Below are 8571 nucleotides of genomic sequence, written 5' to 3'. Positions count from 1 at the left end.
TGAGGTTGTGGATGGGGTCGCCGCCGCGTAGCGCAAGGCGATCGCGGGCGTTGACGAAGGCGGCCCGCCCCGGATCGCTGGCGCCCTGCACTTGGCGCAGGTAGTCGCGCAGCTCGCCGATGGCGATCTTGATCTCGGCGATGTCGGCTGGATTGTCGCCGCGCGCGTCGAGCAGGCCGTTGAGTTCGCGGAAGTTACGCTCGATTTCGCCTGCCAGGCGATAGCGCGGCGAACGCTCCAACGCCTGGCGCGCCACCTCGTCGTCAGCCGGCAACTCAGGATAGAGCCGGGTGTGGTGCGCCACTTCGCCGAGCAGGCGATCCAGCGGCCGGCTGGCACCGAGCAGGGTGTCGGCCACCACCACGGCCTGGTCGATGTCGGGAATGGGCACCAGATGGAGATCGTCCAGTACCTGCCGCCAGGTCACGTGATAGTCGCTGACATAGCGCTCGTGCAGGGCGTCGCGCAGCTGGCGTTCGTCGGCGGCGCTGAAGGCGATGTCCTCGCGTTGCCCCAGCACCCAGAGATCGATAAGTGCCAGCTCGGTTGCCTGCTCGATCTCTTTGAGGAAATAGCCCTCGAAGCCGTCGCGGGTCACCAAGGTGGGCAAACGCAGACGCTCCAGCTCGTCGTCGCGCGCCATGAACACGGCGTTGAAGGAGGGACCCACACCCTGGCGCAGGTCGAGCGCCGCTCCACTGCGACGGTCGCTGGCCGCCTTGAGGGTGGCATAGACGCGCTCGGCCATTGGCTGGCGCGAGAGCTCTTCCTGGGCGGCCTGCAGGCTGCCGCGCAGTGGCGCCATCGCCAGCTCAGCGTTGTGATCGCCGGCCGTCACCCCGCTCTCGAGATCGGTATGCGCCATGGCATAGGCGAGGTGATCGAGCAGGCGCTCCTGCACGCTGCCGCGCTGGGGGAAGTCGCGCTGCCAGCGTCGCGCCATGAACGCCTCGACTCGCTCGGGTTGGCGCCCGCTGGCATCGGACATCATGCGCAGCACGCGCAGCAACGCCAGCTTCTGGTTGCTGCCCGCCTCGGCGCGGTTCATGTCGTCCATGATGCCGATCATCAGCGAGGGCAGGAAATGATAGCTCAGCATCGCCAGGTAGGCGTTCTCCACCTCGCGCCCCAGCGAGTGTCCCTGGTAGAGCCCCATGTCGGCCAGCCACGGTAGCTGCTGACGATAGTCGCCAAACTCGAGAGTCGCGGCCCGCAGTCTGTCGAGCGGCTCCAGCAGCGCGTAGCCGGTGGGGTCGTCGCTGCGCAGTTCGTCGGGCCGGGTGGCGAGGAAGGTTTCGGCCTTCTCCTCCACCGCCGCCAAGGCGGTGGCATTTTTCTGGTAAAAGTGGCTCCAGCCGCTTACCAGTGCCAGGCCGGTCACCACGCAGGCCAACGCGCTGGCACGCCGCACGCGACGGCGGCGCCGGGCGGCGCGGGCGTTGTCGCCGGCCAGCCCCGCCTCGGGATAGATCACCTTGTCGAACAGCTCTTCGGTGAAATAGAGCGCGCTGCGCGCCGCTCGATGGGCGGGCTGAATGCTGTCGTCCATGCCGTAGCGGCGGGCGGCGGCATCGACGAAGGGGTCCTCGGGGACACCCTGCTGGTAGACCGAGGTGAAGTAGGTGCCGCGCACCATGGCCGCGGTGGAGAAGCGATCGCTGGAGAGCGCCTCGCGCAGGAAGCCGAGCAGCACGTCGCGCAGGCCGGCGAGCTGGCGCACGAAGCGGAATACCGCCTCGCGCTCCTCGCGGTCGCGGCATTCGGCGAGCAGTGCGGGCAGGCTGCGGTTGAGCCGCTCGAGCATGTCGTCGTAGGCATCGGCGAACTCGTCGGCCCAGCGGTCGGCGCGTTCAAGGCTCTCGGCGCTGAAGGTGAAGCCGAGCGGTGCGCGGCGCGCCGCACGGGAGTAGTGGCGGAAGAAGTCGTCGAAGCCGTGCAGCAGGTCCATCTTGCTGAAGGTGACGTAGATCGGCAGGCGCGCGCCGTGGCGCTCCATCAGCTCGCGCAGGCGTGCCCGCAGCAGCGAGGCGTAGGCCTTGCGCACCGCGACCCGGGCGTCGCTCAGGCGCGCCAGGTCGAGCACCAGCACCACGCCGTCCAGAGGGCGCTGGGCGCGGTTGCGCTCCAGCCAGCCGACGAAGTGATCCCACAGGCGGCTCTGCAGTTCCTGGGGCTCGCCTCCCTCCAACGCGCCCTGGGTGAGCAGTTCGCCGTCGGGATCGATCAGCACCGCCTTGTCGCCGATCCACCAGTCGAAGCCATACTGGCCCTTCTTGCCCTGGCCGGAAGCCTTCATCACATGGGTGAGGGCGAAGTTCTGCCCCGAGCGATTGATCAGGCTGGTCTTGCCGGCATTTTCCACGCCCATCACCAGGTACCAGGGCAGTCGATAGCGCGCCCCGGGGCCGGGCCCGACATTGTCGATCAGCTCCTGCAGCGTGGCATTGAGGTTCGCCTCCTGCTGCTCGACCTGCATCAGTACCGGATCGAACTGCAGCCGTTCGGCGTGTCGCCGCTCGGAGTCCACCTCGCGCAGCCGGCGTGCCAACTGTATGCCCCAGATCAGGGCCGCCAGCGTGGCCAGGGCCAGGGTAGCGAGCAGGCGGTTGAGCCAGGGGGCCAGCGGGTAGCCGTCGCGCACCTGCCACATCGGCCCCAGCCACCAGATGGCGACCACCAGCCCACCCAGCAGCAGCCACCACAGCAGTGCGGTGAGCCGACTGGCCTGCTTGCCGAGGCCCTGCGCCTTGTTGCCATGCGCCTTGGCCAGATTGGCATTGCTTTGTGCCCGTGAGACGCCGGGAACCCAGCGACTCAGACCCGACTTCATACTTTTCCACATGAGCCTTAGCCCTCGTCCCTGTTGATAACGTTGTCGGTCACGTCGTCGTGCCGGTGATGTCGTAAGCGGATCGTATTCATGCGCCCTTCTCCGACGCCCGCTCGAGGCGCGTCAACAGCGCGGGTTCCCACTGCTCCAGGCTCAGCCCCGCCAGCGATTCGCGCACCGCGCGATAGTGCTGGGCGGCGAGCGCGACCAGGCCGGCATCGCGCAGCAGATCGGCGCTGGCCAGACGCCAGTAGGCGATCTCGCGCGGCGAACGCGCTTCCGCCAGGCCACGATCGAGGCGCGCCAGGGCAGCTTCCAGGCCATCGGCCGCCAGGCTATCGCGAGCCTCGGCCAGCCCTTCCTGCCAAGGGTCGCCGCCACCTTCCTGGCCGCCTGCGCCGGAGGTGCCCGAGGCAGCCTGGAGCCACTGGTGGGTGTCGTCGTCGACGAACGGGCTGCCGTCATTGAAAGTCAGCGACTCGCTGCCGGGCAGGCGCTCGACGAAGCGGCTCGCCTCGTCGCGAATGGCCACGGCGCAGCGCGGATGACCGAGACGTTCGGCGACACCGGCGCTGAGCCGGTGCCCCTCCAGCCAGTAGGGGCTGACGGCCAGGCTGTTCTCGATGCGCTGCCACAGCTCGGCATCGCCGCCGCGACCGAGCGCCTCGCGATACTCCGCCACCCGGTCGGCGGAAGGTGGTGCCAGTTCGGTACGCCCACCGTCGCGGCTGGCCGGCAGCGCCTGGATGGTGCCCCAGATGGCGTGACGGCGCAGGCGGTAGCCCAGCGGCTCGCCGGGATGCTGCTCGTTGAGAAAATCGGCCATCTTCAGCAGCGCCTGACGGTTGCCACGTTCGTTGCCGGCCTCCAGGCGCAGTTCGGGTACCTTGGCCGCCGTTGCCGCTCCGCCGCTCGATGTGGCGGGCTCCGCACGTGCCTCGCGCTCCGGCGCGGCGGATGACGATGCCTGGCACGGCCGCGCCTGGTGCAGCTGTCGCTCGAGCGCGACCAGGGCGTCATCCGGCAGCTCACGTGCCTGGGCCGCGGCCAGCAGGGCCTCAGTCGCGGCCTCGCAGGCCTGATGCTCTTCAGCGGCATTGTCGAAATCGAGCGCCTCGGCCAGCGCCAGGGCCCGCTGGGTGAACTGGACAAACAGCCGGGGCCGCAGCCGCTCGCCCTTGGGGCCGCGGTAGGGATGAGCCTGGTCCCACCACTGCTCCAGGCTTCCGGCCAACAGGCGCAGCGAGAGCGCGAAGCGCACGCCATTGCCCTCGCGCTGCAGGCAGTGCAGCAGGTGGCCGAGTACCCTGAGATCCTTGCCCGTCTCGCTGAGCAGGCGCACGGCCCGGGTCTCGGCGCCCTCCCAATCGACGGCGCCATGCTGCAGCGAGCCGATCTTCATCATCTCCTCGTCGAGCCAGGCGTAGTCGCCGCTGTCGTCGAGGGGCCGACCGGCGCCCTCGGGGGGCAGTGCGGCGAGCAGGTCGTTCAGCTGTGTCTCGTTGACGATGCGCATCACCACCTCACCAGCGACAAGCGTCGCGCAGCGGCTGGAGCGCCTGGCGCAGCCCGGCGATCTCGAAACGCAGCTCGTTCAGCACCGCCTGGTCGCTACCAAGCACCAGTTCGTCGGCACCGAGCAGCTGCTGCAGCGTGGCGATGGCCGGCAGCCCGCGCCCACCGCTGACCACGTAGCCGCCGTCGCGTGCCTGCCAGGCCTGCTCCAGCTCGTGCCCACCGGCACGCAGGCGTACCTGAACCCGCGGCACGTCGAGCGCCTGAGGCAAGTGAACCTGGAAGCGAGTGATCGATTTCTCGCAGGCGATCACCAGCTGCGGGCGTGGCGGTACGCTGCCCAGCGCCGGCGCCGTGATCAGCACGGTGTCGCCGCGCTCGCGCACCAGCAGCCCCATGGCGTCGCCGTCACGCTCGGTCTCCTGAGCATTGACGGCGTACCACAGCGCGGGCCGGGGGGCGCCCTCTTCCGCCGCGCTTTCGCGGACCTGGAACAGGGCGTCGTAGCAGCCCAGCCGATCCAGGCGCGACGCCTCGGACGCGCACTCACGGGCCTGGGTCACCAGGGCATCGGCCGCGATGTCGCCCCAGACGGCTCCGCTCAGGACAAGGCCCGCGGCCAGCGCCAGCCAGCGCACCGGGCGGAAAGTCGGGATCGAACTCATTTGGCATCCAGTTCCAGCAGTCGGCACTTGTGTGCCAGGGTGCGCTTGGGCAGGCCGAGGCTCTCGGCCGCCAGAGCGCGATTGCCGCCGAACAGCAGCAGGCGTTGGCGGATCAGCTCCGCCTCGTAGTCGCGCAGGGCACGCCGCAGGTCGTGCACCGTATCGGCGGCCATGGCGCTGCTCGCGCTCGCACCGGGCTCGGCACTCGCTTCGGCTTCCGGCAGCCCAGGCAGTGCCGCGGGGACGATGTCGTCGCCCGGACGCGTCATGGCGCAGGCGTAGTCGACCAGGTTCTTCAACTCGCGCACGTTGCCGGGGTAGTCGCGCTCACGCAGCTGGCGCAGCGCCGCCGGCGTGATGCCCATGTCGCCACGCCCTTCACGGGTACAGAAGTCGGCGACGAAGGCTTCGGCCAGCTCGGCGATGTCCTCGCTGCGCTCGCGCAGCGGCGGCAAGGTCAGCGGGAACTGCCCCAGCCGGTAGTAGAGGTCGGCACGAAAGCGCTGGTCGCGAATGCGCTCACGCAGCGGCTGATGGGTCGCCGCCACCAGCCGCAGGTCGGCGCGGCGTTCTTCGCTCGCCCCCAGCGGCCGGTAGCGCCCGCTCTCCAGCACCCGCAGCAGCTTGGCCTGCAGCGGCAGCGGCATGTCACCGATCTCGTCGAGGAACAGGGTGCCGCCGTCGGCCTGGCTGATCAGGCCTTCGCGTGCCTGATCGGCACCGGAGAAGGCCCCCTTGGCGTGACCGAAGAGTTCCGATTCGAGCAGCGACTCGGGAATCGCCGCGCAGTTGATCGCCATGAAGGCGCCTTCGCTGCGCGACGAGAGGCGATGGATGGCGCGCGCCACGCGATCCTTGCCGGTGCCGGTCTCGCCCTGCAGCAGCACCGCCAGGTTGGTTTCCGCAGCCCGCACCACTTGACTGCGCAGCGCCTGCATCGCCGCGGAGCCCCCCAGCAGATCGCCACCGAGTCGCTCGGCCAGGGCTTGGCGCCGTGCGCCGTCGTTGAGCTGGGCCAGCGACTGACGCAGGCTCGCCTCGCGCTGCCGCTCGCCCTGGTGGCGGGTGAAGCCAGCCCACAGCCGGCACAGCAAGGCCTCGAAGGCGGCGTACTCGGGGTCCGCCTCGAGCCGGGAGAGCATGGTGGCCTCGCCGGCCAGGGCCAAGGCTCCGAGCCACTCGCGCTTGCCGTCGTGAGCGCGCAGCGGGCGCGCGACCAACTGCAACGCGCCGGAGAGCTCGGACACCTGGGCCTGGAAGTCGGGATGGTCGAGTCGTGAGCGCGCCTCCACCAGACCGAGGCGCAGCGGCTTGCCCTGACGAATGGCGTGGGCGTAAGGGTGACGGAAGTCGTCGCAGTCGAAGCGCGCCTCGGCGGCATCGCGCCCCAGCCAGCGGCCGCTGCCATCAAGGTAGAGACAGTCGACCCAGGCCAGGCCATGGCCGGCCCCGAGAATGCCGCACGCCCGCTGCCGCAGCTCGACCGGCGAGGCACTCTCGACCAGCGCCAGCGCGCGGGCCATACCGTCGAGGCCGGGCCCCGTCGGCAAGCCGCCCTCGCACCAGCGCATGTCGATCGCCTTCGCCGTCATCGCCTAGACCACCTCCGCGGTGAAAGCGCCATCCGCGTCGACGCCCAAGGCCACGCGAGTCACCGGCTCGTGCCGCGCCAGGCGGTCGAGCAGCGCCCGCGATACCGGCGGCAGCAGCTCGCCGTCGATCACCGACTCGAGCATGCGCGCGCCGTTCTCGCTGCGCGTGGCGCGGACACAGATGGCGTCGCGCAGCGCCTCGTCGAGCACCACCTCGGCCCGGCGGTGGCGCGAGCGGATGCGCTCGGCCAGGGTATCGAGCTTGACCGCCACGATATCGCGCAGGGTATCGGCCCCCAGCGGGAAGTAGGGCACCACCTCCATGCGCGCCAGCAGGGCCGGTTTGAAGAAATCGGCCAGCACCGGATAGAGCGCGTCGTCGAGCGCCGCGGGAGCGTCGGCGTGGGTGACGATGGCCTCGTAACCCAGGTTGGAGGTGAGAAAGAACACCACGTTCTTGCAGTCGATCAAGCGGCCTTCGCCGTCGGCCAGCTCGCCCTTGTCGAAGGCCTGGTAGAACAGGTTGAGCACGTCCGGGTGGGCCTTCTCCACCTCATCGAGCAGCACCACCGAGTAGGGCCGCTGACGAATCGCCTCGGTCAGCAGGCCGCCCTCGCCGAAGCCCACGTAGCCCGGCGGCGAGCCGATCAGCCGCGAGACGGTGTGCTTTTCCTGGTACTCGGACATGTTGATGGTGGTGAGGAACTGACGACCGCCATAGAGACGCTCGGCGATCTGCACCACGGTCTCGGTCTTGCCCACGCCGCTGGGGCCGACCAGCAGGAAGGCTCCCAGCGGGCGGCCGGGGCGGCGCAGGTCGGCGCGGGCGGTGAGCAGATGGCGGTGCACGCGCTCGATGGCGACGTCCTGGCCCTGAATCAGCCGACCGAGATGCTCGGGCAGTTCGGTGAGACGGGTCAGCTCGTCGCTGGTCATGCGCTCCACCGGCACCCCGGTCCAGTCGCCGATAACCTGGGCGATCTGCGCCTCCTCGACGCTGGCGTTGACCAGCGCGAACTCCTGCTGCAGCTCGGCCAGACGCGCTTCGTGGACGGCCAAGGTCGCCTGCGGATCGTCCACGATGCCGATGTCGCCGGGCTCGTCCGCTTTCGCTACGCCATCACCGCCGGGTTCGCCGGATGCCTCTGCAGGGTCGGCGACGACGGGTTTCGCATCGAGCAGCTGGCGATGCAGGGCGATGATGGCATCGACGCACTCGCGCTGGTCGGCCCATGCCGCCTCGAGCCGTTCGACCTCCTCCTCGAGCCGCGCCAGGCGGGCGTCGAGCTCGGCCTCGCGGGTGGCGTCGGGGCTGCGTCCCAGCAGGCGCTCGCGGTCGAGCTGCTCGCGCTCGCGCTGGGCAGCGATATGCTCGCTCTTGAGGTGGCTTAGCCGGCGCGGCGGCGTGTCCAGCGCCTGGGAGAGCCTCGCACAGGCGGTATCGAGCACGTCGATCGCCTTGTCGGGCAGCTGGCGGCCGGCCAGGTAGCGCGCCGAGAGTTCGGCGGCGGCCCGCAGGCCGCTGTCGCCGACCAGCACGCCATGGGCGTTCTCGTAGACATCGCGCAGGCCGCGCAGGATCACCAGCGCCTGGTCGACGCTGGGCTCGGCCAACGCCACCGGCTGGAAGCGCCGCGACAGCGCCGGGTCCTTCTCGAAATACTTCTTGTACTCGCGCCAAGTGGTGGCGGCGATAGTACGCAGCTCGCCCCGGGCCAGGGCCGGCTTGAGTAGGTTGGCGGCGTCGCCGCCGCCCTCCGGGTTACCGGCGCCGATCAGGGTGTGGGCCTCGTCGATGAACAGCAGGATCGGCCTGGGCGCCGTCTTGACCTCGTCGATCACCGCCTTGAGGCGCTTCTCGAACTCACCCTTCACCGCGGCACCCGCCTGCAGCGCGCCGAGGTCGAGGCTCATCAGCTCGACGTCGGCCAGCGCCGCCGGCACGCGGCCTTCGACGATACGCGCGGCA

The 8571-nt window shown here is 69.9% G+C and carries 5 protein-coding genes; all 5 read right to left on the bottom strand.

What is annotated here, in order from left to right; genetic code table 11:
• The coding region (tssM, locus tag CYJ07_RS20105; RefSeq protein WP_104205479.1) for a type VI secretion system membrane subunit TssM at nt 1-2842 on the bottom strand (2842 nt) is incomplete at its 3' end.
• A 76-nt stretch (nt 2843-2918) separates the two neighbouring features.
• Nucleotides 2919-4346 (bottom strand): type VI secretion system protein TssA, encoded by a 1428-nt coding sequence (gene tssA, locus CYJ07_RS20100; RefSeq protein ID WP_104205478.1) that lies wholly within the window; start codon nt 4344-4346, stop codon nt 2919-2921.
• Nucleotides 4347-4353: 7 nt separating this feature from the next.
• On the bottom strand, nt 4354-5010 hold the full coding sequence (gene vasI / locus CYJ07_RS20095; RefSeq protein WP_104205477.1) for a type VI secretion system-associated protein VasI: 657 nt from the start codon (nt 5008-5010) through the stop codon (nt 4354-4356).
• Nucleotides 5007-6602 (bottom strand): sigma-54 interaction domain-containing protein, encoded by a 1596-nt coding sequence (locus CYJ07_RS20090; protein ID WP_104205476.1) that lies wholly within the window; start codon nt 6600-6602, stop codon nt 5007-5009. The genes vasI and CYJ07_RS20090 overlap by 4 nt, the downstream gene beginning before the upstream one ends.
• A gap of 3 nt (nt 6603-6605) precedes the next feature.
• On the bottom strand, nt 6606-8571 hold a 1966-nt coding region (gene tssH / locus CYJ07_RS20085; RefSeq protein WP_104205475.1), incomplete at its 5' end, for a type VI secretion system ATPase TssH.

The organism is Billgrantia saliphila (assembly GCF_002930105.1).
Lineage (GTDB): Bacteria > Pseudomonadota > Gammaproteobacteria > Pseudomonadales > Halomonadaceae > Halomonas > Halomonas saliphila.
The sequence above is the reverse complement of the archived record's forward strand: the minus strand, read 5'-3'. Positions and strand labels throughout refer to the sequence as shown.

Bases quoted from the DNA above. Each gene is read 5' to 3' on its own strand.
- tssA (WP_104205478.1), bottom strand. From the start codon at position 4,346: ATGCGCATCGTCAACGAGACACAGCTGAACGACCTGCTCGCCGCACTG.
- vasI (WP_104205477.1), bottom strand. From the start codon at position 5,010: ATGAGTTCGATCCCGACTTTCCGCCCGGTGCGCTGGCTGGCGCTGGCC.
- CYJ07_RS20090 (WP_104205476.1), bottom strand. From the start codon at position 6,602: ATGACGGCGAAGGCGATCGACATGCGCTGGTGCGAGGGCGGCTTGCCG.